Origin of the sequence: Nonomuraea salmonea, from assembly GCF_042428605.1 — a bacterium.
Lineage (GTDB): Bacteria > Actinomycetota > Actinomycetes > Streptosporangiales > Streptosporangiaceae > Nonomuraea > Nonomuraea salmonea.
Map to the genome: position 1 here is coordinate 412701 of NZ_JBHMCF010000008.1, position 23490 is coordinate 436190.

A 23490-nucleotide genomic window follows, 5' to 3' on the forward strand; every position below is an offset into this window, starting at 1 on the left:
TGCCGATCACGCGGTGGGTCGAGGCCCTGCGGCGCGGCGCAGCCGGTTGGCGATCGCGGCTCCCAGCCCCTGCTCCGGCGGCAGGGACGCGACGATGAGGTCGCAGCCGCGCTGGTCGAGTTCGCGCAGGAAGGCGTACAGCCGTTGCGCGTAGGCGGCCATCGAAGCCGGCAGCGCCACCACGGCGTGCGCCTTCACCTCGGCGCCGGCGAAGGCAGGGGGAAGCAGCACGCCCACCTGGTGGCCCGACTCCTGCACCCGTTCCGCCTCGGCGATCACCTCCTCGGGCTCGACGAGCACGACCTGGGCCCGCGGCGCGTAGTGCGAAGGATGCTGGCCTGGCACCCGTACCGGGCTCGTGGCGGGAGCCGCGAGCGGGCGGCCCAGCGCCGCTTCGAGGTCTTCACGCGTCACGCCGCCGGGCCGGAGGATGCTCACGACCTCGCCCATGGCATCGACGATGGTCGACTCGACGCCTACCGGGCAGGGCCCGCCGTCCAGCACGACGTCGACGGCGTCACCGAGTTCGGCGCGGACGTGGCCGGCCGTGGTAGGGCTGACCGAGCCGAAGCGGTTGGCCGACGGTGCCGCGATGCCGCCGCCGAAGGCCTCAAGCAGCGCGAGCGCGACAGGATGGGCGGGCACCCGCACGGCCACCGTCTCCAGGCCGCCGGTCGTCTCCAGCGGCACCCGGCGGCCGCGCCGCAGCACCAGCGTCAGCGGCCCGGGCCAGAAACGCTCGGCCAGCAGCCGCGCGGCGGCGGGAACCTCCGCCGCCCAGTCGTCCAGGTGCTCCGCGCCGCCGAGGTGGACGATCAGCGGGTGGGACGGCGGGCGGGCCTTGACCTGGAAGACGCGCGCGACGGCGGCGCCGTCGGCGGCGTTGGCACCCAGGCCGTAAACGGTCTCGGTCGGGAAGGCCACCAGACCTCCACCGCGCAGCACCTCGGCCGCCCTGTCGATGGCTCTGCTGTCGATGGCTCCGCTGTCGATGGCCGCGCTGTCGATGTCACCAGGTCTTGCCGTCACCCTCGAAATTCTCCCACTGTTTTCTGCCGCCGGATTCCGCGCAGGATGAGGTCGCTGCTACGGCGAGGCAGGCGGCCCATCGGTGCGGCCGAGGAGACGGGCCGTCGCGTCCCGCACGGCGGCGGAGACCCGGAAGGGCAGAGCATTCCCTTCGGTGCGCTGCTCGGGCCCTGTACTCCAGCTCCGGCCCGATCCTGCCCCGGGCCGCGGTACAGACCGTCCCAGCCACCTCGGCCGCACGGTACTGGCTGCTCCAAGAGCTTCGCGAGCGCTTGGAACGCGCCGCGCTGATCGCACCACTGGTGATCGTCATCGACGACGTCCAATGGTGCGACGAAGGCGCCCTTCTGGCCTTGCGTACGCTGCCCCAGCGGCTGTCCATGCACCCCATCGCGTGGATCCTCTCGGCGCGGACCGGCCCGCTCACCCCCGACGTGCGTGCCGCGCTGGCCGGGCTGCACCTGCCCGCCGGCGCCGGTCACGGGCCGTTCCCGGCAGGCCAGCTGAAGGCTGGGACAGCCTCACCGCCTCCGAGTTGCGGATCGTCCGGCTTGTCGCCGGCGGAGCCACCAACAAGCAGGTCGCCGACCAGCTCTTCCTGTCACCGCACACGGTCGGCACCCACCTGTGGCACGCCTTCACCAAGCTCGGCATCAGCTCCCGCGTCGAGCTCACGCGGCTTGTCCTCGAACACGACACCGCGTGATGAACATCGCCTACTCGGGCCAGGGCGATTGCAGGATGGTGTCGACGAAGTTGCCGCGCCGGAAACCGGGCACGTAGCGTTCGAGCACGTCCGCCTTGACGTTGCCGAAGGTGGTCTCCGGCTTGGGTGCGATGCCGTCGGCGAACGCCTGCAGGATCTGGTGCTTGAAGTCCGGCCGCGGATGCAGCGCGGTGATCTCGGCCCGCTGCTCCTCGGTGAGGTCGTGGTAGCCGATGCCCAGCACGTCGTACTCCACCCCCGCCGTGACCAGGGCCACCTCCGGCTCCATGAACTCGGGGATGCCCGGCGTGGTGTGCAGGGCGATGGCCGTCCACACCCGGCGCACGCTGTCCTCCGGCACGTGGTGCTCCTGGAGGAAGCGGCGGGCCGCGTCGGCGCTGTCCACCTCGAACCGGCGGCCGCTGCCGCGATGCTCCTCGTTCAACCCGAGATCGTGAAACATCGCGCCGATGTAGAGCAGCTCCGGGTCGAAGCTCAACCCGCGGTTGCGGCCCTGCAACGCGCCCCAGAAGTAGACACGCCGGGAGTGGTGGTAGATCAGGTCGCTGGTCGACTCCCGTACCAACGACGTCGCCTCGGTGGCGAGCTTGGTGTCGGGAACAGTGATCTCGCTGGACATCAGAGTCTCCTCGCGCTGGTGAACACATGCAGCACCGGTCGCGGCCGCGCCACGGACGCCGAATCCCCCACCGATCCCCAGGCTCCAGAGAAGCGGTCGCCGGATGGCCGGTCGAAGCCCAGTGGGCGGCCGCGTGCCGGCCGGGTGAGGAATCGCAGCAGCGCACATGGCCGCAGGTCAGGCATTCGCGCAGCTCCACCCACCGGCCACCGCTCTGCGGACACTTCCTCACAACCACCGGCGTACCCGGCTGGAATGGGCTGATGTCTGCCCTGTACCTGCAGACATGGCCCTAGAAGCTCGCTGCTCATGATGCGCCTTTCGGCGTATCTCGGTCCTGTCTACGGAAGGCTCCCGCCACATGCCGTCGCGCACATCGCACAAAGGGGTGAGCTCGTCCCTGCCCGGTCAGGCGACGGCCGGAGGGCAGCCGAACGAGATCACGCCTCGGTCACCTTCCTGCTGGTCCCGGCGGCGGCCGTGATCGCTCCCTGGAGGCCTGGCCATGGACACCACCGCGCTCAAGGCCCGCCACCACGCCACCGACCTCATCACCGCGATCACCGGCCTCGATGGAGACGCCCCCGTGCGCCTCCATCTGGTCACCCGGACCGGAACGCCCGCCCCCGACCAGGGCCTGCCCTGGAACGAGCTGATCCGGATCCGCGCGACCGAGCACCTGCCCGGTCACGCCGCCCGGCTCATGCGGATCAGCAGGTGGTCTTCTCGCTGATGTCGGTGAAGCCGCCGCCCTTGTACGGAATGCCCGGGCTGACGTGACACGCCATGGCGCCGGCGGCCTGAGCGGGCTGGACGCCCGCGAGCAGTCCGGCGGCTATGGCCAGGGCGCTGATTCCGATCGACAGCAGCATGACCCTTTCGTTCCTTGACTGGATGAAAGCGATGCTACGGAGCCGGGGTATGTCGGCGGTATGCGTCGAGGGGTTCAGCGTTGTAAGCCGTCCCACGACCACCGGGGAATGGTCATGCCCTTGGGAACGTCGTCGGGCGAGTCGGGGTAGCGGGCCATCGCCGTGGTGGTGGCCCAGGTGAAGTAGTCGTGGAGCACCTGCCGCAGCCGCTCGTCCGCCCCGAGGCCGGCGTCGTCGAGCGCCTGGTCGAAGCAGGCGATCGCGCGGCGGTCCATCTCCTCGTGCGGGCCGTTGCCGCTGTGCAGGCGGACGACCTGCGTCTCGTCGCCGTGGGAGGCGGAGTAGGTGGCGGGCCCGCCGAGGGCCTCGGCCCAGTAGGCGGCCAGCCGTTCGCTGTGCCGGGGGTGGAACCCCTGGCTGAAGGCGTGGGCGACGACGTCGTCGGCCATCACCCTGGCATGCCACGCCCCGGCCAGGCGGAGCAGGCCCTCGTCGCCGCCCGCCGCCTCGTACACGCTTCGCATGCGCCGAGTATGTCAGCGGGCTATGACAGTTCGGCGATGCCGTCGAGCAGGGCCATCTCGTCGGCGGTCAGCCGGAGGGCGCCGGCGGCGATGTTCTCCTCCAGGTGGGCGAGGTCGCCGGTGCCGGGGATGGCGAGGACGTGGTCGCCGCGGTGCAGGGTCCAGGCGAGGCGGACCTGCGCGGGGGTGGCGCCGTGGGCCTGCGCGACCTCGGCGACCTCCGCCTGGCCCGCCTCGTGGTGGTCGCCGTGCGGAAGGGCGCCGGGGATGGCGGCGGCGACGGAGAAGAACGGCACGAAAGCGATGCCGTGCCGCCCGCACGTCTCCACCAGCGCGTCGTCCTCGCGCTCGGTCAGGCCGTACCGGTTCTGCACGGACACCACCGGAGCGATCTCCATTGCCTCCACGAGCTGCTCCTCGGTGACGTTGGAGACGCCGAGGTCGCGAATCAGCCCGGCCTCGCGCAGCGCGGCCAGGGAGCCGAAGTGCTCGGCCAGGGAGCCGGGCACGCGCTCGAGGCCGGCGCCCCAGCGCAGGTTGACCAGGTCGAGGTGGTCGCGTCCGAGCTGGCGCAGGTTCTCCTCGACCTGGGCGCGCAGCTCCTCGGGCCTGGCGTACTCCTCGAAGCCGCCGTCCCGCGACCGGCCAGGCCCGACCTTCGTGGCGATGACCAGGTCCTCGGCGTACGGCTGGAGCGCCGTGCTGATCAGCTCGTTGACCGAGCGGGTGGGCAGGAAGTAGAAGGCGGCGGTGTCGATGTGGTTCACGCCCAGCTCGACGGCGTGGCGCAGCACGGCAATCGACTCGGCGCGGTCCTTGGGCTTGGGATCGGTCGGCGTGCCCGCCACGCGCATCGTGCCGTAGCCGATCCGATTGACGGTACGGTCGCCGAGCCGCCAGGTGCCCGCGGCGGCGGCGTCAGGGGTGGTGTTCAGGTGAGTCGTCATGGGGCTCAGCCTGCAGGCCGGGCTCGCCATGAGCCGCGGTCTGGCAACAAGCTGCCGACCTGCCCGTACCGTGGGAGCATGGCGCAGAATCGAGGGGTGAGCAACGGACTGACCCGCGTGAGCGAAGCGGTCGCGGTCGTGTACGGCGAGGAGGAGCTGTTCCGCAGGACCGCTCACCTGTTCGCCGCCGTCACCGACCTGGCCTGCGCCGCCAACGACCTCGCCACCTGGGCCTACGACCATTCGCCCGAGATGCCGCCCATGCCCGATGGCTACCCCGGCGACCTCCGCGTCCGCAAGCTCTACCGGCCCGGGCTGCTGCTCGACTCGGTGTCCGCGCGCGAGCTGGCCCGGCGGCGCGACAGCCTCGGCGCGGAGATCCGCATCAGCAAAGAGGAGCTCAACGAGACGATCATCCTCGACCGCCGGGTGGTGATCCTGGCGGGCGACCTCAGGGCCGGTCGGCGCGGCTACAGCGTGATCTCGCAGCCGGAGATCGTGCAGGGCGTGATGTCGCTGTTCGAGACGGCCTGGCGGTCGGCGACCGACCTCGCCGTCTACGACGCGCAGGTCGCCGAGATCCGGCAGCTCGCGCCCGCCGTGCTCGACCTGCTCGGCCAGGGGGTCAAGGACGAGACCGCGGCCCGCAGGCTGGGGCTGGGCGTGCGGACCTACCGGCGGCGGGTGGCCGAGCTGATGGACGCGCTCGGCGCGGAGTCCCGTTTCCAGGCGGGCGTCCGGGCCCGTGAACTGGGGCTGGTCTAGTCAGCCCGCCATCGCGTACGCGGGCACGGGCTTGACCAGCGTGGCGGTGTCGCCGTCGGACGACTCCAGCCGGTAGCCCTGGGCCTGGTAGATGCGGAGGTTGCGGGCGCTTCGGGCGCCGGTGGACAGGACCATGCGGCGGCAGCCGGCTTCGGCGGCGGACTCGGCGTCGTGCAGGAGACGGCGTCCCACGCCCTGGCCGCGCAGGTCGGGCACGACGGCGAGGCGGCCGATGTGCCAGTCGTCGTCCACGCGGCGGGTGCGCACCATGCCGAGCAGCCGGCCGTCCCGCCACAGGCCGGTGACGTTCCAGGTCGCCAGCCAGGCGCGCACGTCGTCCAGCGACTCCCCCAGCGCGGGGATGTCCAGGGTGTCGTTGGCCAGCGCCTCCTCCACCCAGCAGCAGCGCTGAAGCACCAGGACGTCGGGGGCGTCGTCGGGGGTCAGCGTCCTGGCGTACGCGCCAGGCAGCAGGTCCGGTCGTGCGCCGGGACGCGTGCGCTCGCGCATCGGCCGCAGGGCGTGGGCGAGGCGGACGAGCTCGTCCAGGACGCCGGCGGCGGCCTGGTCACGTCCGGCATCCGGGCGGAGGGTCCCGCCGGAAATGGCGTCGGCGATGCGCAGGGCGACGGTGGCGCCCAGCGGGACCAGCCGCAGCGTGGTGACGACCTGCTTGGCGTGCTGGACCGACCGGGTGCCGGCCGAGGTGTTGCCGTAGCTGACGAAGCCCATGGGCTTCCACGCCCACTCGCGGCCCAGGTAGTCGAGGGCGTTCTTGAAGGCGGCGGGCATGCCGTAGTTGTACTCGGGGGTGACGGCGATGAAGCCGTCGGCGGCGTCCACCATGGCGCTCCACCGCTTGGTGTGCTCGTTGCGGTAGCGGCCGGATGCGGGTTCGTCCTCCTCGTCGAGGAACGGCAGGTCGAGGTCGCTCAGGGCGACGGGTACGAGCTCGGCGCCCAGCTCGGCGGCCCGCGCCGCGAGCGTGCCGGTCAGCCACCCGCTCACGACGGGGCCGAGGGCGCCGGGACGGGTGCTACACGTGAGGACGAGGATCCGCAGGGATTTCGTTGACATGGAAACGACCGTAGCTGGTACCTTGTTTACATGTCAACGAGAACGGTGCGCTGGCTCGACGCCGACGAGGAGCGCGCCTGGCGCGCCCTGCGCCGCATGATGATCGCGATCCAGACGCGCACCGCCCACGACCTGGCCGAGATCGGCCTGTCCGAGCCCGACTACGAGGTGCTCAGCACACTGTCGGAGCGGCCCGGCCACACCGCCACGCTGCGCGAGCAGGCCGCCAAGATGGGCTGGTCACGCAGCCGCCTGTCCCGGCACGCCACCCGTATGGAGGAGCGCGGCCTGGTGCGGCGCGAGCCCGATCCCGACGACGGCAGGGGCTGCTACCTCGTCCTCACCGAGCACGGATTGCGCACCCTGGAGGACGCCGCCCCGGCCCACCTCGAGTCGGTGCGCCGCCACGTGATCGACCGCCTCTCCCCCGCGGACCTGTCCGCCCTGGAGGCCATCGCCGCCAAGCTGGAGGAGCCGCCCACCCCTTGATCGCGCCCGCCGTCATGCTCGCCACGATCTCTGGCCGGCATCCGCGCCGCCTCCATCGCCTACCGCTCGGTGGTCATCGACGGATCCCCGCCGACCGGCGGCCGACCGTCAATGCGCCCCGCGCCGACTTCCTGCGCTTGAAGAACGGCCACGCCGTCTAAAGGCGCCACCCGGCTCCCTGCACCTTGGCAGCCGGCCCCTCAGGTCGCTTCGTCGAGCTGCTTGGCGATCCGCTCCAGGCCGTCTTTGATGAGCCGGCCGTAGTCGTCGTCGCCGAGCACGTGGATCTCATCCCGCGCCCGCTGCAGGTGCTCGCGGGCGCCGTCGAGATCGCCCAGCTTGCGGTAGCACTCGCTCAGGTTGAGGTGCAGCGACGGATAAAGGCCGGCCACCGACAGCGGCACCCCTGCCCCCGCCACCCGCTCATCGGTGACGCGATCGGCCGCGGCCAGCGCCCGCAGGTCCCACGTCAGCTCCTCGTGCACGTCGTCCTGCACATCGGCCATGGAGTGAGCGAGCACGCAGACGTGCAGCGGATCACCCTGCTCGCCCCCGATGTCCGCCCAGATCCGCGCGAACAGCTCACGGGCCGCGTCACGCTCACCACGCCGGTGGTGCAGCTCGACCCCCTCGCCAATGCGGGCCATCGTGTCATCGGGGTACATCGGCGGCTCCTTCACCTCGGGGTCGAAGGAGCACTGTACTCGCGATCACACCTGGCCGATACCGCCGTCCACGGGAAGGCCGATGCCGGTGACGAAGCTCGAGTCGGCGCAGGCGAGGAAGAGCGCGGCGGTGGCGGTCTCCGCCCCCTCACCGAGCCGCCCGATGGGCACCTGGGCGGCGATCCGCTCCTTGAACCCTGCCGGGAGGTCCGCGAACGCGGGGGGGGTGACCGCCTCCACCCGGTGCCGGTCGAGGGTGCGCAGATAGGCGCCGGGACCGACCGCGCCCGCCGTGCCGATGGACCAAAAGAGGGTGAGGGCGACCGCGTCGAGACCCGAGGGCGGCGGCTGGGTGATCTGGAGCCCCAGCAGCGCTTCGGAGATGCGGCCGCTCCTACCGCCGGGGCTGCCTGCCGTGCGGCGGACCAGCGCACGGTCAGCGTGATGAGCGTGCGCACGGCGATCGTGTGGACGTAGGTCGATGGGCCGCCGGGGATGCCCGGATGGGCCAGCCAGACGAGCGTGCACATCGCGCCGGCCGCACCAGTGGTCGCCGTGATCGCCGCAAGGAGGGGCGTGCTTCGGCCACCAGACGAGTGACATGGCCGAGACCGTGAGCAGCGCGGGCACGGCGACGAGCGGGCTCGGGAGCGGCCGGAGGACGAGTGTGAGCGCGAGCACGGCATCGCTGGGCTGCATCTGCGTAAGAAGGTCCGCACCACGATTCCGGAGCCGGACGCCGCACTCGTGCCGGACCTGCTCCAGCGTGAGTTCACGGCCGAGCAGCCGAGCACCCGCTATGTCGGCGACATCACCTACCTGCCCGTCAGCGGTGGCCGGTTCTCTACCTGGCCACGGTCGTGGATCTGTATTCGCGTCGGCTGGTGAGCTGGTCGATCGCCGATCACATGCGCACCGAGCTCGTTGTCGACGCGCTGCAGGCCGCGGCGCATACCCGGGGCGGCCGCCTGGACGGCTCGCTGTTTCACAGCGACAACGGGGCGCAGTACTGCTCGCGGGAGGTTCGCTCGGGCTTGTCGCCGGCTCGGTGTTACGCGCTCGCGTGACGCGGTTGGCACCAGCGCCGACAACGCGGCGGCCGAGTCCTTCAACGCGAATCTGAAACGCGAGACGCTGCAGGGCACACACGGCTGGCCTGACGCCCGCACCGCCCGCCTGGCCGTCTTCCGCTGGATCACCCGCTACAACAGGATCCGACGGCACTCCCGCTGCGGCCAGCTCAGCCCGATCGACTACGAGAAGACGACAGATACCCTGAAGTCCGCCTCCTGAAATCGGTGTCCACGTTCATGGGGGAAGCCCCAGTAGTCATCGGCTTGCGCCGGCCGAACGACGCTTGCGGCGTTGAAGGGCTGGATGGACGAATGGACCGCCGTACGATGTTGCTCCTCGCAGCCGAACTGACCGCCGGAAGCGTTCATCGGCCTGTCCCGGCTATCATCTGGCACCGAGATCAGGAGAACGGGCCGGCGCGCTTGCCACGCTGTGGCGCGAATCCTCATCCAGGGAGCCGGCGGGCGCCCTCGTCTCGCCCCGCGCGAGCCCGTTGCGGTGCGCCGCCTTCCTGCGGAGGGCCAGCTCTCGTGGCATCACCGTCTCGGCGCGACGGCCCGGCTCGTTGCGATGGGCCACCGTGACGATCAGGGCCGCCAGCGCGGTCAGGACGGCCGTCGCCGCGAGCGCGGTCCAGGTCGCCGCGTCGGGGTGGATTAGCGACTGACCGCGCAGCGCCTGCCAGGCCGTGATGGTGAACAGCGCGCCGTAGCCCAGGATGGCGACGCCGGTGAGCTGGGCGCGTACGCGTTCGTGGCGTAGCCGGCCGATCCGGGTCGCGAGGGCGGTGAGAACCAGCACCGTCAGCACGAATACCTGGATGGAGTGCAGGCCGATGAAGTGGGGGACGCGCAGGTCGCCGCCTGTGGTGCTCCAATTCGTGATCGGCATGCCGCCACCGTCCGGCGCCCCGACCCCGTGTCCGCCCACCAGCGTAACCGGGCTGCCGTAGGCGTCCTGGACCGTACGGGGCGCGGCCAACGAGGTCCACCCGGTGATGAAGGACGCCAGCGCCATGCCGAGGACGGCCAGCCCGAGCCCGGCACGCAGGGCCCAGGTGAGTGCCGCGTCACCGACGCGCTGGAACAGCAGCATGACGGCGACGATCAGGCTCGCCCCGAACAGCCCGAACACACCTGTGGAGAAGATCCGCTGCCCTATTAGGTTGAACGTGTCGGTGCCGGCGTTGAAGTGGCTGAAGGTCCCGCGGGCGGCCTGCACCGCGATGAAACCGACGTCGATCAGGCCGGCGACGGCGAAGACCGTTCCGACGAACCACATCGTGCGCCGTGCCCGGCGCAGTTTCGGTATCAGCCAGGCGAGCGTCGCGCCATACATGACGAACGACGCCCCGAATTTCAGCGGCTTGGCCCAGACCGACTCCTGCAGGAGCTGGCGACCGTCGGCGAAGAGCCCGACGCTCGCGACGACGACTAACGCGGACATGGCCGCCACCATGATCATGAGCGGCCGGTGCCACGACCGTACTTCGGCATACGAGAGGGAAAGCCGGCTTGCCGACCGGCTTGCGTACGGCGTATCTGATGTCATGTGTACATCGTATGGGAGCACCTTGCCGGGAAGGCGAAAGTAACGCTCATCGGGGCGATAAAGTGCACTAGTATACCAACTGGTGAACTAGTACACTTGCGGCAAGCGCGCGACAATCGCCAAAGGATCGGAAGGCACTCATGACATCGGCCACGCAACGTCCGGACCCGCCCTACCGGCGCATCGTCGAGGAGTTCCGCACCCGGATCTTGGCCGGTGACCTGCGGCCAGGCGATCGCGTACCGTCCATCCGGCAGATCGCCCAACGATGGGGTGTCGCCGTCGCGACCGCGACCAAGGTTGTGGCGGCCCTGCGTGACGAAGGGCTGGTCGAGCCGAAGGTCGGCGCCGGTACGGTGGTCAGCGCACGCGCGAGCCGAAAAGAGCGGTCGTCCGTTCCGGCTGTGCTGTCGGCGGCGCGGCGGGCCGGCGTCCCCAAGGGCTCGCTGAACCGCAAGCACGTCCTGCGCACCGCCATCGCGATCGCCGACGCCGAAGGGCTCGGCGCGGTGTCCATGCGGCGGCTGGCGGCCGAACTCGGCGTGGGCCCGATGTCGCTGTACCGGCACGTGACGGGCAAGGACGACCTGGTGACGCAGATGGCCGACGAGGTCTTCGGCGAAGCCGAACCGCCCTTCCCGGGGCCGGAAGGGTGGCGGGCCAAGCTCGAGCTGATCGCCCGCCGGCAATGGGAGCTGTCCCGGCGACACCTATGGCTGCCCAGAGCCGTCTCGTTCACCCGCCCCTTGCTGGTACCCAACATGATGGCCCACACCGAGTGGACCCTGCGCGCGCTCGACGAGCTCGAGTTGCCCATGGAGACCCGGATCCGCGAGGCGCTCACGCTGCCCGCGCTGGTCCACACCGTGGCGCTGTCCATGGCGGAGGAGGCCGAAGCCGAGCAGGAGACCGGCGTGACGCTCGATGGGTGGCGGCTGCTCCAGCGCAAGCGGGCCGAGGAACTCCTCAGCACTGGACGATTCCCGCTCCTGGCCATGCTCCCCGAGGAGACGGTGTCGGACCTGGACGGGATGTTCGACTACATCCTGGCACGACATCTCGACGGATTCGCCGTCATGCTGAGCAGGGGTGCAGCGATGTAGCCGCGCCTTAGCAGGGGCATCGGGCACCACGCCTCGCACGCTGACGAACAGCGGCGACGTTGCCGTCTACGGCGGCACGTTGACGGCACGCATGAGGAGCGACACCCCCTGGAGCAGCCGTCGGCAGACCTCGCTCTGCTGCCGGTCAACGGCTGCGCCCGCTGGTCGGCCCGCGTCTGGTGATGGGGCCGGCGCAGGCCGTCACCGCGTCGTCCGTACTTGACGCGCGGGTGCTTGCCGCATGCGTCGCGTCCGCGTCTTCGCCCGCAACTGCGGGGCTGGCCGGGTGCGCGAACAGCACCGCCTCATGCTGCCGGAGCCCGTTCCCGTCGAGGACCGCACATAGGGGCGCTCAGCGGGCGGGCTCCTCGTACGGGATGCGCGCCAGGTGCAGCACCTCGCCGAGCGTGCCCCACTGGTCGCCGCCCAGCTTGGTCAGGGGGCGGAGGCGTTCGGCGTTCGGGCGGCCGTCCACGAGGTACTCCTGGTGCACGGCGGCGAGGAAGACGCGGCCGAAGACCAGGGTGGAGTTGCCCATGCGCAGCGTCGTGTGGGAGCGGCACTCCAGGACGACGGGCGAGGCGGCCACCCGGGGCGGGCGGACGAGGCGGCTGGGCTCGCGTTCGATGCCCACCATGTCGAACTCGCCGACCGTGCGCGGGACGTCGGTGGCGGTGTCGCGGATCTGGCGCATCAGCGGCTCGGAGCTGAAGTTGACGACGAACTCCGGCGTGTCCTCGACGTTGCGCAGCGAGTCCTTGCGGCCGATCGAGGTGAACTGCACGATCGGCGGGTCGGTGCTGGCGATGCTGAAGAAGGAGTGCGGGGCGAGGTTCTCGACGGCTCCGTCGGGGGTGATGGTCGAGATCCAGGCGATCGGCCGTGGCACGACCACGGAGGTCAGGAACCGGTAGAAGGCGTCCCCGCCCAGCTCTTCGGGGTCGAAGTCGACGCGCATGGCGTCCAGTATTCATCGGGTCCTCCCGCCCGGCGCGGTCGCCACGCGGGAGGACCCGATGACGTCAGGCGCCGGCCGAGGTGGTGCCGCCGCTGGTCGTGTAGACCTCCAGCAGGCGTTCGACGCCGTGCAGGAACGTGTCGCTGATCAGCTCGGGGTCGAACAGGCAGCCGGCCGCCATGGCGCCGTCGCGCATCATGACGAAGTGGCGTCCGGCGGGCTCGGCGCCATCCTCGCGGATCTGGGCCAGCAGGCCCGTGACGGTGTCGAGGAACCACTGGCGGTGGGCGATCACGGCCTTGCGCACCGGCGACTCGGGGTCGGGGTATTCGGCGGCGGCGTTGAGGAACGCGCAGCCGCGAAAGCCCTCCGACTGGATGCCCTGGGCGATGGAGCGGCTGATGGCGAGGATCGCCTCGGCGGGCGGCAGGCCGGCGGCGGCCTCTTCCGCGGGTGCCCGGATGGCGCGATCGACCCCGCCCAGGTAGGCGAGGACGAGCTCCTCCTTGCCGGGGAAGTGCCGGTAGAGGGTGGCCCTGGTGACCTGGGCCTCTCCGACGATGCGATCGATACCGACGGAGTGGATGCCCTCCGTGTAGAAGAGCCGGGTGGCCGTGTCGAGGAGCCGGGACCGCGCTTCGGACGGCCGGCCTTCGGTTTCGGTGCGCATGTGACCATCCTAGTGGGTAGACCGTTCGGTCTTGACAGTTTGCCAAACAGAGAGGAGTCTAGGCAAGACCGAACGTTCTGTTCTGGCGAGTCGACCCCGCATGCGCGGCCTCCTCGTCACCTTCTCGCTGTGTAAAGGACCACCATGAGCTCCATCGCCGCCTCCCCAGCCTTTCCGGGACCGCGTCCGCACTGCGGCGGCTGTACTTCGTCCGGTTCGCCTTCGCCATCGTCTGGGCCCTCGTGATGTTCACGACGGCCGCGAACCTGGGCCCGCTCGCGGCCACCCTGCTGGTGCTCTATCCGCTCTTCGACGTCGGCGCCGCCATCGTGGACGCCCGCTCCTCGCGCGCGACCGGCTCCCCTGCCCTCCTGTACGTGAACGTCGCCGTCAGCTCGATCACCGCCATCGGCGTGGCCATCGCGTGCGCCTCCGGCATCCCCGCGGTGCTGCGCGTCTGGGGCGCCTGGGCCATCGTGGCCGGTGCGGTGCAGCTCATCGTGGCCGTGCCCCGGCGCAAGATGGGCGGCCAGTGGCCGATGATCCTCAGCGGCGGCATCTCGGTGCTCGCCGGCGCCTCGTTCATCCTCGGCGCCGCCGCCCCCAACCCGACGCTGGCCAACGCCGCCGGTTACGCCATCCCGGGCGGCATCTTCTTCCTCATCTCCGCCTTCCGCCTCGGCCGTACCGCCAAGCGCAAGCACTGACCGTGATTCCGGCCCTGCGCGCTAGGGTCGGAACCCGTGGAGATCCTGCAGGACTCTGCCCATCGCAGGGTCGTACGCATCGGGGACACCGTCCGCCGGCCCACCCACCCGTGGACGCCCGCCGTCCACGCCCTGCTCCGGCACCTGGAGGACGTGGGCTTCCCGCACTCCCCGCGGGTGCTGGGAATCGACGGCGAGGGCCGCGAGATCCTCACCTACCTGGACGGCGAGTCCGGCCCGCAGGGCTGGGCCAAGGTCACCGGCGACACGGGCCTGACCTCCTTCGCCCGCCTCCTCCGCGACTACCACGACGCGATCGCGGGCTTCCGCCTGCCCGACGGCATGCGCTGGTTCACGACGGACGCGCGCGACGACGAGGTGATCTGCCACGGCGACTTCGGCCCGTGGAACATCGTCTGGCGAGGCGAACGGCCCGTGGGGATCCTGGACTGGGACTACGCCCGGTCCGGGCCCCGGCTGCACGATGTCGCCCACGCGCTGGAGTACGTCGCGCCGTTCCGCGACGACGCCGAATGCCTGCGCTGGCTCCGCTGTCCCGAGCCCCCCGACCGGCGCCACCGCCTGGAGCTCTTCGCCGCCGCCTACGGCCTGACCTCTACCGAGGGCCTGGCCGACGCGGTCATCGCCGTTCAGCAGGACGGGATCGAGCAGGTTCGCCGGCTGGCCGGCGCCGGGCACCAGCCGCAGGTCCGCTGGGTCGCCGGCGGCCACCTCGACGACCTGCGGCAACGACTGGCCTGGAGCCGGGCCCACCGCCACCTCTTCGGGTAGCGACGGCCACGACGCCGAGCACGACGTGCAGAGCGCTCGCCACCGCGGCGACCACGTGGAGGCCGGTGACGAAGGCCGTCTTCGCCTCCGTGGCCAGGGCGGGCGCCAGGTCGCGCAGGTGGAGCGTCTCGTCGAGGGTGGGGGCCAGGTCCGGGCCCTGGAGGCGGAAGACCAGGGCGGCGAGTGAGCCGAGCAGGGCGATGCCGAGGGCGTTGCCCAGCTCGTTGCTGGTCTCCGCGATCGCGCCCGCCGCGCCCGCGCGCTCGACGGGGACGGCGCCGACGGCGGTGTCGGCGACGACGCTGAAGCTGATGCCGTAGCCGATTCCGGTGACGACCGTGGCGGTGACGTACCAGCCGATGCCGCCGGTGATCGCCGTGGGGAGCAGGAACAGCAGGCCGCCCGCGATGGAGAAGTGGCAGGCGATCAGGGCGGTGCGCTTGCCGATGCGGTCGACCACGGAGGGCGTGACGACGCACGTGATGGTCAGGACGACGGCGCCGGGGATCGCGAGCAGGGCCGCGTGCAGGACGCTCAGGCCGAGGACGGACTGCAGGTAGACGCCCGCCAGGTACGCGGTCGCCGACCACGCCGCCAGCGGCAGCAGCCCGGTGACGATCGCCAGCGAGAAGAGCCGGTCGCGGAAGAGCGAGAAGTCCATCAGGGGCTGCCGGAGGCTCAGTTGCCTGCGGGCGAACCAGGCCAGGAGCGCCGCCCCGGCGACGCCGGCGATCATCGTGCTGCCCGACAGGCCCTCAGTGGCGGCCGCCTTTACAGCGTAGATCACAAGCAAAAGACCGAGGGCGGAGGTCACGACGCTGAGCGCGTCGATCCTGCCTGCGCGCTTCGTGCGCACCTCGCGGAGCAGGCCGGGAGCGAGGAGCAGGAACAGGGCGACGACCGGCACGTTGACGAGAAAGACCGAGCCCCACCAGAACCGCTCCAGGGCGAGACCGCCCACCACCGGGCCGATGGCGAACCCGGCGGCGAACGCAGCGGCGAAGACGCCGATCGCCTGCGCCCGGCGTCGCGGGTCGGCGAACAGCTCGCTCAGCACCGCCAGCGCCGACGGGAGGAGGGTCGCGCCCGCCACTCCCATCAGCGCGCGAGCGGCGATGAGGAGCTCGGCGTTCGGCGCGTAGGCCGCCAGGGCGGAGCCGATGCCGAAGACCGTGGCGCCGATCATGAGCAGCTTCAGCCGGCCGTACCGGTCGCCGAGGTTGCCGGACGCGATCAGCAGGGAGCCGACGGCGAAGCCGTAGCCGTCCAGGATCCAGAGGGCCTGGTCGGCGGTGGGCAGGAGGGCCTGGCTGATCCTGGGCATCGCCAGGAAGAGGATGGATCCGTCCATGGAGACGAGCAGGACGGGCCCGAGGACCACGGTGAGGCCGAGCCAGGCGCGCAGCCCCGGTGCAGTGTGCTGTTGCGACATGTCCCTGACTGTCGGGCCGGGGCCGGATCGTCAGCCATCCCCCTGCCATGGGTGCACCTGACAGGGTCACCCACGTGGGCGCCCGGCCGCCTACGATCGGTCGCATGGAGAGTCTGGGGGCGTTCCTCAAGCGCCGGCGTGATCTGGTCACGCCGGAGATGGCCGGGCTGCGTACGTACGGGACCACGCGCCGCGTCCCCGGCCTGCGGCGAGAGGAGCTGGCCCAGCTCGCGGGAGTGAGCGTCGGTTACTACATCCGGCTGGAGCAGGGGCAGGCGGAGAGCGCGTCCGAGCAGGTGCTGGACGCCCTCGCGCGGGTGCTGCGGCTCGACCCGATCGAGGCCGTCCACCTGCACAACCTCGCCCGGCAACCTGGCAACCCCGGCCTGTCCGAGCCTCCTGCCGAGGAGCCGCATCCCCGGGTCGTCGCGCTCCTGGAGTCTCTGAGCGAGGCGATGCCGGCGATCGTGCTCGGCCGGCGGGGCGACGTGCTCGCCTGGAACCGTACCGGTCACGCGCTCCTGGCCGAGCACGTCCCGTTCGAGGCGCCGCAGGAGGCGGCGCGGCGCCCGTCCGTTCCCCGGATGTTCTTCCTCGACCCGTTCACCCGCGACCTGCATCGCAACTGGGACGAGCTGGCCCGCGTCCACGTCGCCTACCTGCGGCTCACGGCGGGGCGGTTCCCCACGGACGCGCTGCTGGCGAAGCTGATCGGTGAGCTGACGATGCGGAGTGCCGAGTTCGCGACGCTGTGGGCCGAGGGTGAGGTGGCCGACTGCACGGTCGGCACCATGCACCTGCGGCACCCCACCGTCGGTGCGGCCGGCGTCAGCTATCAGGTGTGGTTGCAGCCCGACAGTCCCGATCACCGGCTCGAGGTCTACACGCCGAACGACCCCGGGTCCGCCGACGCCCTGCGGCTTCTCGCGCATCGGAGCGCCGAATCCGGCTCAGGTGATTTCCCGCAACTTGCGGCGGAGCACGGTTTCGCGCATTAGCGTGCACGGCATGCTGGTCATTTCTCTGCAGGCCATTTTGGAGGAGGCGCTGGCGGTCGGGCGCTTCAATACGGGAAATGTCCGGCATCTGCCCGATTTGCTGCGGCCGGAGAACATGCGGCAGTTGCGGGAGCATTCGGCGGTCTTCTGTTTTCTGGCCTTTCATCCCACCGGGGACGCCGCCGTCGCCGACTACGTACGTTCCGGCACGATGGCCGATGACAGCGGGCCCGACGTGCTCGTCCTGTTCACGCTCGACCGGCCCGCGCCGATCGCGGTCCCGCTCGGGTCGGACGCGTTCGGGCAGTGGGCGGAGCTGGATAGAGGGGCTAATCCGGCGAATCACATGATTCGCACGCTTTTCGCCGGTTCTCGGGTGCCGCCATTGCCGGGTCTCGCCGTCTTCCTCGATCTGTCCGAGGACACCGAAGGGTTCTATCTGCCGCTGGGGCATTTGGCGTCGGAGCATGAGGTACGGACGTTCCTGCGCGAGGCGTTCGCCGACATCGACCACCTCGCCACCACCGGCAAGCCCGGCAGGCTCCTCGACGACCTCGGCGTAGTGTGGACGCGGCGCGGGCTGGCGTACGAGCGGACCGGCCGAAGACCCGTACGCGAATGGCTGATCGAGGGCTTCCGCACGGCGAGAGAGCACTACGGCGACATCGTCGGCACGATCGGACTGATGGGATGATCGACATCCAGTGGCAGGCCCGGGAGACGCCGCCCGGCGCCGAGACGCTCATGGGCGTCCTCGGCGAGTTGATGCAGGAGGCGTTGTTCGCCGGCACCTGCGATGCCGTGCTCGGCCCGTCGCGCTTCCCGGGCGGTGACCTCCAGGGCCGCGTCCCCCGGCACATCGTGACGGTCCGGCTGGCCGAGGCGCTGGAGCGGGCGATCGGGCTGGAGTTCGCCCCGTCCATGCGCATCCCGTTCCTGTGGCTGGCGCGGCGGGGTGGGGGCGAGCCGGGCGGTTACCTGCCCGCCTCCTTCGGTTTCCCGCCCTCCCACTGGGCCATCGATCTGCTGGCCCGGTGGGAGGCGCACGACTCGGTCAGAAGGTCCTGGGCCGCGGACGCCCGCGATGGCAACAGCCGCGTCCTGGAGTCGGCCCGCCTGCTGCGGGCGGCCCTCTTCCATGCACTTCGGACGGGCGATCCGTCAGCGGCCGTCCGTTATGTCGTGGACGTGGTGGAGTGCGGGTTGTGCCGGGACGTCAAAGGGGCGGCTCGGGCCATCACCCTGCTGCTGCGGGTGCGGTCCGGGGGCGGGACGGCCGAGGAGATGGTCCGGACCTTCTTCGACGGGCGGCTGCCGGGCAGCTTCCACGAGTGGATGACCACCCCGTACGCGCAGGCCGACCCAGAGCCGCGGCCCCTTTCCTCCGAGGCGTCCTCACTGGTCGGGATGCTGGTGGAGCGGGCGTTCCGCCTGCTGGAGGAGGCTCGGCGGACCGATGGGTTCGACTCCTGGTTCATGGCACTGACCAGGGCCGAGAGCGTCATCCAGGTCACCCTGTACGTCCTGCAGTGGAGCATGCCCCGCATGCCGCTGGGACTGCGGGCCGTGCACGGGCAGCTGTCGGAGCTGGACGCGCATTACAGCGGGATGGTGGCGAGCCTGCGGGTGGCGCGTGCGCCCGTCATGGAGTCGGTCGTCAGGCACAGCCGTGGGCTGGCCGAGGTCTTCCGGGCCAAGGGCGACGTGAGCGGGGACCGGTTCGCCCGGGAGGCGCTGCTCATCCCGCGCTTCCTGCTGGACGAGCCCTTGACGGACGGCTGGCGCGAGCCCGGCCACCGCACGGCGTCCATGCTGCCCGGGCCGGACGGGCTGCGGGAGCGGCTCTCGCCCGAGCAGGCCGTCGTGCTCGCGCCGGACGACCCCTCCTCCTGGCGGGAGCTGGGCTCGCTGTTGCGGGGGCGGGACGCGCCCTGGGCCGGTCAGGTGTGTGATCACCTGGCGGGGGTCGCGGCCGAGTGGGCGCACCCGCCGGCCTGAGACGACCGCGCCCGGCTTGGATTGGCGAGCGCACGGCGTACGGGTGCGGGGCTCAGCGCTCCTGGAGGCGGCGCAGTTTGCGGCGTTCCCAGCTGTTGGCGTGGCGGATGACCACTCCCCCGGCGCCGCCGCTGCCGGCCAGGCGGATCAGCGGGGTCCTGGGCAGCCGGTCGGGCGTGGTCTTGTCTCTGAAGCCGCCCAGACCCGGGTTCATGCGCGAGGTCTCCGCGATCCAGCCGTCGGGGATGACGATCGTGACGCCGGCCATCTCGCCGTGCACCTCGATCTGGATCTCGGGCAGCCGGCACTCGGTCTGGGTGAAGTCGAGCTTGGCGGCGCCCATGCCGCCGTACACGATGATGCGGCCCGGCACGTCCCAGCGCCCGGTGCGGGTGACGCCGTGCATGCCGCCCTTGAGGACCAGCGGCTCCTGATCGACCGGGACCTCCGGCGGCAGGTCGGCGGTGAGGCGCTCGAGATCGCCGTACGTCTTGGCGTTCAGGGCCGCGCTCAGCCGCACGTCCAGCTCTTCGAGGTCGATCCGGCCCTCGGCCGCCGCATTGTTCAGCCGTTCCACCACCGCTTCGCGCTCGTCATGCGAGACGCGCCAGTCGGCACGGCGGACGGGTTCCGGGGGGCCAGAAGTCATAGCCCGATACTACGGCGATTCGGCGCAAGTCCGGGCGGCCCGTCCCAGCTATTCGCTGTTGCTAAGTAGCGGTAGTCAGTGTTACTTTCTAGCAGTACCTAGCAACACGAAGTACCTTTCTAAGGACGATCATGCACACATTGCCGTCGATGCCCACCGAACGCCCGTCAGGGTGCCCGTTCGACCCGCCCAGGGAGCTGCTCGAAGCCCGCGAGCACGGCCCGATCAGCCGGCTCCCTTTCCCCGACGGGCACCAGGGGTGGCTGGTCACCGGTTTCGACCTGGCCCGGCAGATCCTGGCCGACTCCCGGTTCAGCTCCCGCAGGGAGCTCATGCGCCACCACCCGCTCATCGACTACGGCGACATCGAGGTGCCCGAGGCGCCGCCCGGCGAGTTCCTGCTCATGGACGAGCCGCGGCACGGCCGCTACCGCAAGCCCCTGGTCGGCAAGTTCACCGTGCGCAGGATGCGGCAGCTCACCGAACGCGTCGAGCAGATCACCGCCGAACACCTCGACGCCATGGAGCAGGCCGGTCCTGGAGCCGACCTGGTGACCGCGTTCGCCAAGCCCATCCCCGCCATGGTGATCTGCGAGCTGCTGGGCGTCCCGTACGAGGACCGGGACCGCTTCCAGGAGAACATCGACGCGTTCCTCGGCGGCGAGGCCGGCGACGACGAGCTGATCGCCGCCTACGCCGCGACCCAGCAGTACCTCGCCGAGCTGGTTGCCGCCAAGCGCGCCCACCCCACCGACGACGTGCTCAGCGACCTCCTCGACGGCGACCTGACCGACGAGGAGCTGCAGGGCATGGCCCTGATCCTGCTGTCGGCCGGCTTCGACACCACCGCCAACATGCTGGCCCTCGGCACGTTCGCCCTGCTGCGCAACCCCGGCCAGGTCGCCGCCCTGCACGCCGACCCCGCCTCGGCCGTCGAGGAGCTCCTGAGGTATCTGTCGGTGGCCAAGCAGTTCTTCCGGGTCGCGCTGGAGGACGTGGAGCTGGCCGGCCACACCATCGAGGCCGGCACGACGGTCATCCTGTCCCTCAGCACCGCCAACCGCGACCCCGACCGCTTCCCCGACCCCCACACCCTCGACCTGCGCCGCCAGGACGGCGGCCACCTCGCCTTCAGCCACGGCATCCACCAGTGCCTGGGGCAGCAGCTCGCCCGCGTGGAGCTGCGGGTCGCCTTCCCCGCACTGTTCAACCGCTTCCCGACGCTGCGCCTGGCCGTACCCTCCGAGGAGGTCGCCCTGCGGCCGGAGATGGCCGACATCTACGGCGTCAAGAGCCTGCCCGTCACCTGGTGACCCGGCGGCCGCGGTACCAGAGCACCCAGACCGCGAGCAGGGCGAGGGTGGCGACGTGCAACGCCATCGACAAGCCCGCCATGGTGTCGATGGGCAGCAGACAGATGAGCACCCCCCGGACGACGGCGTCGAGGAGCAGCCCCGTTCCCATGACGAGGCTCAGCGTGGTGAAGTGGCGGCGGAGCGCGGGCTCGGTACGCCACCGCTCCTCCCAGCGCTCGGCGTCGTCGAGGCGGCGGATGACGGCGTACACGATGGGTCTCCCCACGACGCAGGAGCCCACGAGGAGCAGGCCCGCCGCGCCAGCCAGGATCGACTCCTTGGCCAGCAGGATCCTGGGGTCGCCGGTGAGCAGCGACGCGGCGAGCAGCAGGACGAAGGTGGCGCTGACGAGGGCGGCGAGGCCGTTCAGCCTGCGGCGTACGACGGCGACGTAACCCACCCTCGCCAGGGCGGCGAGCCCGCCCACGGCCAGGGCGGGGAGGGCCTCGAGACCGAGTGCGCGGCAGAGGTAGAAGACCACCGTGGGCAGGCCGACGTCCCACAGCAGGTCCTTGATGAGCTGACGTTTGTCCATGTGCGTGGCACCTCCTGGATCACGTCGGGTGACGCTAGTGGCGCCCTGCCCGGGTGTCCTCAACCCGAGGCATGAGTGCGTGTGATCTCCACCCTGGGGTGGAGATCACGTCTGATCTGGTGCGATATCGACTCCCTTATCGGTCGGCGATGAAGATCGCTATTGGACATGCGGAAACGAGGTCTGCTTCGCTGTCCGGACGTCACAAGGGCCTTCGAGAAAGCAGGTATCCGTTCATGCCGTCCCGCCGTACCGTGCTGGCCGCTGCCACTCTGCTACCGCTGGCGGGAGGCGCGCGCCCGGCGTCGGCCGCGCTCAAGACCGCGCCCAAGACCGCGCCCAAGACCGCGCAGGACTATTACGACCGCGCGGCCAAGCTCGCCGGCGACGACCCCGTACTGAAGGCCCTGGTCAAGGCGCTCTCCCCCGGCCTCCAGATGCCGGCTGTGCAGCCCGTCAAGCCGTTCAAGATCTTCGACGACGTCGCGGTGGTCGGCACCACGTTCGTCCAGGCCACGGCGCTGCTCACGTCGAAGGGCGTCGTCCTCATCGACGCGATGGGCTCACCGGACGACGCCAAAAAGATCATCGTCCCTGGTCTGCGTGATGTGGGCGTGAACCCCGCCCACATCAAGTACGTGGTGGCCGCCCACGGTCACGACGACCACTTCGGCGGCGCGCAGTACCTCGCGGACACGTACGGCGCCCGCGTCATGATGCACAAGGCCGACTGGGACCTCATCGCCGCCGAGCGCCCCGAGCACGCCCCCAAGCGCGACCTGGAGATCAGCGACGGCCAGAAGCTGACCCTCGGCGACACCACGATCGTCTTCCACCACACGCCGGGCCACACCCCCGGCACCGTCTCGCCCATCTTCCCAGTCCGCTGGAAGGGCCGCCGCCACACCGCCATCCTGTGGGGCGGCACCAACCCACCCGCCACGACGGAGGCCAAGCGCACGAACCTGACGTCCGTACGTGAGGCCGCCGTCACGATGCGCAGGGCCGGCGTGGACGTCGAGCTGAACAACCACGGCGGCGCCGACTACGGCCTGACCCGCATCGAGCAACTCCGCGCGGGAGCCACGAAGAACCCGTTCATCATCGGCCCCGCCAGGACGCAGCGCTTCATGAAGGTCATGGAGACGATGCTGCGCGGCCGCATCCTCCAGGACCAGTAGCGGCCAAGGCTGGTGTCGTGGCCATTGTTGCCAGACGCCACGGCGGGCAGGCTCTCATGGCGTGCGAACACATCGCCTGCACCCTCGCTCTCATCAACATGATGGACATCTTCGGAAAGCTCGCCGAAGCCGCCTCAATCATGGCAAAACCCTGGAGACGGGTTGATCACCACAATCACGTCCGTCACAACCAGGGGTCTCGGATGCTGTTCTATCGTGCTGCCGTCGATTTGTCGCACTCAATCCTGAACTACGTCGCCGGCCTCATCCGACGGCACCGCAAGGCCATCGGCTCCGCCTGGCGGCTGCTCAACCCGGGACAACAGGCCCTGTACCGCCCATGACGGATTCTTCATCGTCGAACCGGCTGGGCTTGAGCGTTTGAAGGATTAGTTTCGCGCTCGTCACGTCAAATCCGGCGCATCGGTGTCGATGGTGTTGAGTGTGCGTCCGCCCTCGGGGCGGACCGGAAGCCTAGTTCGTGGAGTTCGGGGACGTCGATGGTGATGACCGCGTGCAGAGCGCAGTTCTCGATCACCGTGCGAACCGCGAACCGCGCCAGCGCGCCGCGTACCTCCATAGGGACGCCGGGCTGGGTGTGGACCACCTCGAGACATGCGGTGGTGTGTCGCGCATCCTCCCAGGACGCGGCCGCGTGGCCGACATAAGGACGGCCGCGAGGAGGAGTCCGCGTACGCCTGCAGCCGGCAGGCGAGCCGGTCCTCGGCGATCAGGCGGCGGGGGACGCTCACGTCCATGCCAGCATCGGCCAG

The 23490-nt window shown here is 70.6% G+C and carries 26 protein-coding genes and 3 pseudogenes; 14 read left to right on the top strand and 15 right to left on the bottom strand.

Annotated elements, in window-relative coordinates:
* Positions 1–6: 6 nt before the first annotated feature.
* Entirely contained in the window at positions 7–1029 is a 1023-nt protein-coding gene (locus ACFFR3_RS09490; protein WP_345407974.1) for an L-threonylcarbamoyladenylate synthase, read from the bottom strand.
* A gap of 325 nt (positions 1030–1354) precedes the next feature.
* On the opposite strand from ACFFR3_RS09490, the gene ACFFR3_RS09495 reads away from it, so the two are divergent.
* Positions 1355–1735: a helix-turn-helix transcriptional regulator gene (locus ACFFR3_RS09495; protein WP_345407976.1), complete on the top strand. Its 381-nt coding sequence runs from the start codon at positions 1355–1357 to the stop codon at positions 1733–1735.
* Between the two features lie 10 nt (positions 1736–1745).
* Here ACFFR3_RS09495 and ACFFR3_RS09500 read toward each other — a convergent pair whose 3' ends face one another.
* Complete coding sequence (locus ACFFR3_RS09500) at positions 1746–2375, bottom strand: HD domain-containing protein (RefSeq protein ID WP_345407978.1); 630 nt, start codon at positions 2373–2375, stop codon at positions 1746–1748.
* Positions 2376–2454: 79 nt separating this feature from the next.
* Positions 2455–2613: pseudogene (locus ACFFR3_RS09505) on the bottom strand (UBP-type zinc finger domain-containing protein); the annotation flags it as partial.
* A 267-nt stretch (positions 2614–2880) separates the two neighbouring features.
* Between ACFFR3_RS09505 and ACFFR3_RS09510 the strand changes: the two are divergent.
* A complete protein-coding gene (locus ACFFR3_RS09510) occupies positions 2881–3108 on the top strand; it encodes a hypothetical protein (RefSeq protein WP_345407980.1) in 228 nt (75 codons plus the stop codon).
* Here the strand turns inward: ACFFR3_RS09510 and ACFFR3_RS09515 are convergent.
* From ACFFR3_RS09515 to ACFFR3_RS09525, 3 genes are all read right to left on the bottom strand, one after another.
* Positions 3086–3247: a hypothetical protein gene (locus tag ACFFR3_RS09515; protein ID WP_345407982.1), complete on the bottom strand. Its 162-nt coding sequence runs from the start codon at positions 3245–3247 to the stop codon at positions 3086–3088. The genes ACFFR3_RS09510 and ACFFR3_RS09515 overlap by 23 nt on opposite strands.
* Positions 3248–3321: 74 nt before the next feature.
* On the bottom strand, positions 3322–3771 hold the full coding sequence (locus ACFFR3_RS09520) for a group II truncated hemoglobin (protein WP_345407984.1): 450 nt from the start codon (positions 3769–3771) through the stop codon (positions 3322–3324).
* 20 nt (positions 3772–3791) lie between these two features.
* Positions 3792–4718, bottom strand: a complete 927-nt coding sequence (locus ACFFR3_RS09525; RefSeq protein WP_345407986.1) for an oxidoreductase — start codon at positions 4716–4718, stop codon at positions 3792–3794.
* A gap of 78 nt (positions 4719–4796) precedes the next feature.
* Between ACFFR3_RS09525 and ACFFR3_RS09530 the strand changes: the two genes are divergently transcribed.
* Entirely contained in the window at positions 4797–5483 is a 687-nt protein-coding gene (locus tag ACFFR3_RS09530) for a DNA-binding response regulator (RefSeq protein WP_364379181.1), read from the top strand.
* On the opposite strand, the gene ACFFR3_RS09535 is transcribed toward ACFFR3_RS09530, so the two are convergent.
* Complete coding sequence (locus ACFFR3_RS09535) at positions 5484–6560, bottom strand: GNAT family N-acetyltransferase (protein ID WP_364379173.1); 1077 nt, start codon at positions 6558–6560, stop codon at positions 5484–5486.
* Between the two features lie 30 nt (positions 6561–6590).
* Here ACFFR3_RS09535 and ACFFR3_RS09540 point away from each other — a divergent pair, with 30 nt between their 5' ends.
* The gene (locus ACFFR3_RS09540) at positions 6591–7049 is read left to right on the top strand and encodes a MarR family winged helix-turn-helix transcriptional regulator (protein WP_345407992.1); all 459 of its coding nucleotides are present in this window, start codon (positions 6591–6593) and stop codon (positions 7047–7049) included.
* A 200-nt stretch (positions 7050–7249) separates the two neighbouring features.
* On the opposite strand, the gene ACFFR3_RS09545 is transcribed toward ACFFR3_RS09540, so the two are convergent.
* The gene (locus tag ACFFR3_RS09545) at positions 7250–7714 is read right to left on the bottom strand and encodes a hypothetical protein (RefSeq protein WP_379482952.1); all 465 of its coding nucleotides are present in this window, start codon (positions 7712–7714) and stop codon (positions 7250–7252) included.
* A gap of 45 nt (positions 7715–7759) precedes the next feature.
* The gene (locus ACFFR3_RS09550) at positions 7760–8413 is read right to left on the bottom strand and encodes an SDR family oxidoreductase (protein WP_379482953.1); all 654 of its coding nucleotides are present in this window, start codon (positions 8411–8413) and stop codon (positions 7760–7762) included.
* Here ACFFR3_RS09550 and ACFFR3_RS09555 point away from each other — a divergent pair.
* Positions 8330–9007, top strand: a pseudogene (locus ACFFR3_RS09555) (IS3 family transposase); the annotation flags it as partial. The gene ACFFR3_RS09550 and the pseudogene ACFFR3_RS09555 sit on opposite strands and share 84 nt — an antisense overlap.
* Before the next feature lie 165 nt (positions 9008–9172).
* Here ACFFR3_RS09555 and ACFFR3_RS09560 read toward each other — a convergent pair.
* Positions 9173–10339: a hypothetical protein gene (locus tag ACFFR3_RS09560; protein ID WP_379482954.1), complete on the bottom strand. Its 1167-nt coding sequence runs from the start codon at positions 10337–10339 to the stop codon at positions 9173–9175.
* Between the two features lie 140 nt (positions 10340–10479).
* On the opposite strand from ACFFR3_RS09560, the gene ACFFR3_RS09565 reads away from it, so the two are divergent.
* Entirely contained in the window at positions 10480–11442 is a 963-nt protein-coding gene (locus ACFFR3_RS09565; RefSeq protein WP_345408006.1) for a GntR family transcriptional regulator, read from the top strand.
* A gap of 352 nt (positions 11443–11794) precedes the next feature.
* On the opposite strand, the gene ACFFR3_RS09570 is transcribed toward ACFFR3_RS09565, so the two are convergent.
* Both ACFFR3_RS09570 and ACFFR3_RS09575 read right to left on the bottom strand, forming a co-directional pair.
* Positions 11795–12400 carry a flavin reductase family protein gene (locus ACFFR3_RS09570; RefSeq protein WP_379482955.1) on the bottom strand — a complete coding sequence of 202 codons (606 nt, stop codon included), beginning with the start codon at positions 12398–12400 and terminating at the stop codon, positions 11795–11797.
* Between the two features lie 64 nt (positions 12401–12464).
* Positions 12465–13070 carry a TetR/AcrR family transcriptional regulator gene (locus ACFFR3_RS09575; RefSeq protein ID WP_345408008.1) on the bottom strand — a complete coding sequence of 202 codons (606 nt, stop codon included), beginning with the start codon at positions 13068–13070 and terminating at the stop codon, positions 12465–12467.
* A 245-nt stretch (positions 13071–13315) separates the two neighbouring features.
* Here ACFFR3_RS09575 and ACFFR3_RS09580 point away from each other — a divergent pair, with 245 nt between their 5' ends.
* Positions 13316–13777 (top strand): DUF308 domain-containing protein, encoded by a 462-nt coding sequence (locus ACFFR3_RS09580; RefSeq protein WP_345409906.1) that lies wholly within the window; start codon positions 13316–13318, stop codon positions 13775–13777.
* 342 nt (positions 13778–14119) lie between these two features.
* A pseudogene (locus tag ACFFR3_RS09585) lies at positions 14120–14302 on the top strand (phosphotransferase); the annotation flags it as partial.
* A gap of 115 nt (positions 14303–14417) precedes the next feature.
* On the opposite strand, the gene ACFFR3_RS09590 reads toward ACFFR3_RS09585, so the two are convergent.
* Positions 14418–16001: an MFS transporter gene (locus ACFFR3_RS09590; RefSeq protein ID WP_379482956.1), complete on the bottom strand. Its 1584-nt coding sequence runs from the start codon at positions 15999–16001 to the stop codon at positions 14418–14420.
* Positions 16002–16105: 104 nt separating this feature from the next.
* Here ACFFR3_RS09590 and ACFFR3_RS09595 point away from each other — a divergent pair, with 104 nt between their 5' ends.
* The 3 genes from ACFFR3_RS09595 to ACFFR3_RS09605 are packed head-to-tail and all read left to right on the top strand — an operon-like array spanning position 16106 to position 18997.
* Entirely contained in the window at positions 16106–16999 is an 894-nt protein-coding gene (locus ACFFR3_RS09595) for a helix-turn-helix domain-containing protein (protein WP_364379146.1), read from the top strand.
* A gap of 10 nt (positions 17000–17009) precedes the next feature.
* Positions 17010–17693, top strand: coding sequence for a hypothetical protein (locus tag ACFFR3_RS09600; RefSeq protein WP_379482957.1), 684 nt, complete (start codon positions 17010–17012; stop codon positions 17691–17693).
* Entirely contained in the window at positions 17690–18997 is a 1308-nt protein-coding gene (locus tag ACFFR3_RS09605) for a hypothetical protein (protein WP_379482958.1), read from the top strand. The genes ACFFR3_RS09600 and ACFFR3_RS09605 overlap by 4 nt, the downstream gene beginning before the upstream one ends.
* Positions 18998–19049: 52 nt before the next feature.
* Here the strand turns inward: ACFFR3_RS09605 and ACFFR3_RS09610 are convergent, their stop codons facing one another.
* Complete coding sequence (locus ACFFR3_RS09610) at positions 19050–19646, bottom strand: DUF1707 SHOCT-like domain-containing protein (RefSeq protein ID WP_364379137.1); 597 nt, start codon at positions 19644–19646, stop codon at positions 19050–19052.
* Between the two features lie 149 nt (positions 19647–19795).
* On the opposite strand from ACFFR3_RS09610, the gene ACFFR3_RS09615 reads away from it, so the two are divergent.
* Positions 19796–20959 carry a cytochrome P450 gene (locus ACFFR3_RS09615; RefSeq protein WP_379482959.1) on the top strand — a complete coding sequence of 388 codons (1164 nt, stop codon included), beginning with the start codon at positions 19796–19798 and terminating at the stop codon, positions 20957–20959.
* Here ACFFR3_RS09615 and ACFFR3_RS09620 read toward each other — a convergent pair.
* Entirely contained in the window at positions 20949–21536 is a 588-nt protein-coding gene (locus ACFFR3_RS09620) for a VC0807 family protein (RefSeq protein WP_379482960.1), read from the bottom strand. The two genes, ACFFR3_RS09615 and ACFFR3_RS09620, sit on opposite strands and share 11 nt — an antisense overlap.
* 236 nt (positions 21537–21772) lie before the next feature.
* On the opposite strand from ACFFR3_RS09620, the gene ACFFR3_RS09625 reads away from it, so the two are divergent.
* The gene (locus tag ACFFR3_RS09625) at positions 21773–22717 is read left to right on the top strand and encodes an MBL fold metallo-hydrolase (RefSeq protein WP_379482961.1); all 945 of its coding nucleotides are present in this window, start codon (positions 21773–21775) and stop codon (positions 22715–22717) included.
* 17 nt (positions 22718–22734) lie between these two features.
* Positions 22735–23061 (top strand): hypothetical protein, encoded by a 327-nt coding sequence (locus tag ACFFR3_RS09630; protein WP_379482962.1) that lies wholly within the window; start codon positions 22735–22737, stop codon positions 23059–23061.
* Positions 23062–23490 lie beyond the last annotated feature (429 nt).

Excerpts from the sequence above, each read along its gene's own strand:
- ACFFR3_RS09495 (WP_345407976.1), top strand. The coding sequence starts at position 1,355 with ATGGTGCGACGAAGGCGCCCTTCTGGCCTTGCGTACGCTGCCCCAGCG.
- ACFFR3_RS09500 (WP_345407978.1), bottom strand. The coding sequence starts at position 2,375 with ATGTCCAGCGAGATCACTGTTCCCGACACCAAGCTCGCCACCGAGGCG.
- ACFFR3_RS09510 (WP_345407980.1), top strand. The coding sequence starts at position 2,881 with ATGGACACCACCGCGCTCAAGGCCCGCCACCACGCCACCGACCTCATC.
- ACFFR3_RS09515 (WP_345407982.1), bottom strand. The coding sequence starts at position 3,247 with ATGCTGCTGTCGATCGGAATCAGCGCCCTGGCCATAGCCGCCGGACTG.
- ACFFR3_RS09520 (WP_345407984.1), bottom strand. The coding sequence starts at position 3,771 with ATGCGAAGCGTGTACGAGGCGGCGGGCGGCGACGAGGGCCTGCTCCGC.
- ACFFR3_RS09525 (WP_345407986.1), bottom strand. The coding sequence starts at position 4,718 with ATGACGACTCACCTGAACACCACCCCTGACGCCGCCGCCGCGGGCACC.
- ACFFR3_RS09530 (WP_364379181.1), top strand. The coding sequence starts at position 4,797 with ATGGCGCAGAATCGAGGGGTGAGCAACGGACTGACCCGCGTGAGCGAA.
- ACFFR3_RS09535 (WP_364379173.1), bottom strand. The coding sequence starts at position 6,560 with ATGTCAACGAAATCCCTGCGGATCCTCGTCCTCACGTGTAGCACCCGT.
- ACFFR3_RS09540 (WP_345407992.1), top strand. The coding sequence starts at position 6,591 with ATGTCAACGAGAACGGTGCGCTGGCTCGACGCCGACGAGGAGCGCGCC.
- ACFFR3_RS09545 (WP_379482952.1), bottom strand. The coding sequence starts at position 7,714 with ATGTACCCCGATGACACGATGGCCCGCATTGGCGAGGGGGTCGAGCTG.
- ACFFR3_RS09550 (WP_379482953.1), bottom strand. The coding sequence starts at position 8,413 with ATGCAGCCCAGCGATGCCGTGCTCGCGCTCACACTCGTCCTCCGGCCG.
- ACFFR3_RS09560 (WP_379482954.1), bottom strand. The coding sequence starts at position 10,339 with ATGACATCAGATACGCCGTACGCAAGCCGGTCGGCAAGCCGGCTTTCC.
- ACFFR3_RS09565 (WP_345408006.1), top strand. The coding sequence starts at position 10,480 with ATGACATCGGCCACGCAACGTCCGGACCCGCCCTACCGGCGCATCGTC.
- ACFFR3_RS09570 (WP_379482955.1), bottom strand. The coding sequence starts at position 12,400 with ATGCGCGTCGACTTCGACCCCGAAGAGCTGGGCGGGGACGCCTTCTAC.
- ACFFR3_RS09575 (WP_345408008.1), bottom strand. The coding sequence starts at position 13,070 with ATGCGCACCGAAACCGAAGGCCGGCCGTCCGAAGCGCGGTCCCGGCTC.
- ACFFR3_RS09580 (WP_345409906.1), top strand. The coding sequence starts at position 13,316 with ATGTTCACGACGGCCGCGAACCTGGGCCCGCTCGCGGCCACCCTGCTG.
- ACFFR3_RS09590 (WP_379482956.1), bottom strand. The coding sequence starts at position 16,001 with ATGTCGCAACAGCACACTGCACCGGGGCTGCGCGCCTGGCTCGGCCTC.
- ACFFR3_RS09595 (WP_364379146.1), top strand. The coding sequence starts at position 16,106 with ATGGAGAGTCTGGGGGCGTTCCTCAAGCGCCGGCGTGATCTGGTCACG.
- ACFFR3_RS09600 (WP_379482957.1), top strand. The coding sequence starts at position 17,010 with ATGCTGGTCATTTCTCTGCAGGCCATTTTGGAGGAGGCGCTGGCGGTC.
- ACFFR3_RS09605 (WP_379482958.1), top strand. The coding sequence starts at position 17,690 with ATGATCGACATCCAGTGGCAGGCCCGGGAGACGCCGCCCGGCGCCGAG.
- ACFFR3_RS09610 (WP_364379137.1), bottom strand. The coding sequence starts at position 19,646 with ATGACTTCTGGCCCCCCGGAACCCGTCCGCCGTGCCGACTGGCGCGTC.
- ACFFR3_RS09615 (WP_379482959.1), top strand. The coding sequence starts at position 19,796 with ATGCCCACCGAACGCCCGTCAGGGTGCCCGTTCGACCCGCCCAGGGAG.
- ACFFR3_RS09620 (WP_379482960.1), bottom strand. The coding sequence starts at position 21,536 with ATGGACAAACGTCAGCTCATCAAGGACCTGCTGTGGGACGTCGGCCTG.
- ACFFR3_RS09625 (WP_379482961.1), top strand. The coding sequence starts at position 21,773 with ATGCCGTCCCGCCGTACCGTGCTGGCCGCTGCCACTCTGCTACCGCTG.